Origin of the sequence: Massilia sp. DJPM01 (assembly GCF_030348125.1) — a bacterium.
GTDB lineage: Bacteria > Pseudomonadota > Gammaproteobacteria > Burkholderiales > Burkholderiaceae_D > Telluria_A > Telluria_A frigida.
In genome coordinates, this window is the sequence record NZ_JAQOZV010000180.1 from 1 (window position 1) to 1,111 (window position 1,111).

Sequence of the window (1,111 nt, forward strand, 5' to 3'; positions counted from 1 at the left end):
TCTTCTTGTCGTCTTCCTTGCCATCATGTCCCACAGGACGAGTGTTACCCTTGCTAGGTTGCGGCGTAGGTAATGGCACCGGTGGCGTCACCGGTGCCGGGGCCGTCGTCGTTTCTGGGGGCTTTGGTTTCGTTCCAAATACGGGAGCACGTGGTGGGGCCTTGGCAATCGGTGCTTGCGGCAGGCGACTGATGCCCTCGCGTATCGCGGCGCGGGCAGCGGCCCGCGCGAGGGCAACTGCCAACGCCCTGGCGAGAATCATCCCCCCAGCAGCTAATAGAGGAAATGGCATGCCGTCTACCCGTGGTTATTGGTTGTAAGATCATCGTCACGGCACACGTTGTAGCCTTCGACAAAAACATTCATCGACCATGATCTGAAGTAACATTTCCCCTTTATCACATTGGTAATCGCGCCCTTTTTAAAGTTCTCGGTCGCCGCCTCATTGCCCGTGCTTACCTTGAGAAATGATTTGTCGCGTTGCATGATCTCCTTGCCTGCGATGAAAACACTGCGCGATCCATTTGTGGTGTCTTTGGCATACGCGCTGTTAGGATAGGGTACAGGCACACCGATCTTGGCCGGGTACGGGGGACTGAAACACACGTCCGGGAAGTTAGCGCGGGTCACGCTGTCCCCCGCTTTCGCCACCACCTCATGCCCATTGGCATAGACTTCATGCGCCATAGTTGCCTCCTCGTTTAATGATTTTCTTGAACATCGGCGATGACGCTTCGACCGCCGCGCGGTATTGCCTGCTGAACTCGAAGGCGACGATGTGCGCGGCGCGCGCGCCGCTGTCGTTCCCAGCCAGGCAGAGCGCATTGTTTCCGGGCAGGTAGTGCTTTTTCTGCGCTTCAAGCAGCCAGGCATATTGAATGCATCCCACCACGCTGCCGGTCTCGCCAAGGCTTTCTGCCGGGAGCCACAAGGGGGTTGCAGTACGGACACGCGTTTGGGCCAAGGCCAACTCTTCAAACCGATAGTGCTCGCCGTTGGCATCGCACACGCAAAGGTCAAGTTCGTCAGCGGGAGCATGAGCGGCTTTTAGAGCGTGCTCGATGGCTTGCGTCAGCCCATCGCCGCGCAAGGGCACATCGCTGTCGCGCGT

The 1,111-nt window shown here is 58.2% G+C and carries 1 protein-coding gene and 1 pseudogene; both read right to left on the reverse strand.

Annotation, left to right across the window (positions count from 1 at the left end):
• Window positions 1-297: 297 nt before the first annotated feature.
• Window positions 298-687 (reverse strand): DUF4150 domain-containing protein, encoded by a 390-nt coding sequence (locus PO883_RS34500; RefSeq protein WP_289313809.1) that lies wholly within the window; start codon window positions 685-687, stop codon window positions 298-300.
• A pseudogene (locus PO883_RS34505) lies at window positions 677-1,111 on the reverse strand (hypothetical protein); the annotation flags it as partial. The pseudogene PO883_RS34505 and the gene PO883_RS34500, both read right to left, overlap by 11 nt.

Bases quoted from the DNA above. Each gene is read 5' to 3' on its own strand.
- PO883_RS34500 (WP_289313809.1), bottom strand. From the start codon at position 687: ATGGCGCATGAAGTCTATGCCAATGGGCATGAGGTGGTGGCGAAAGCG.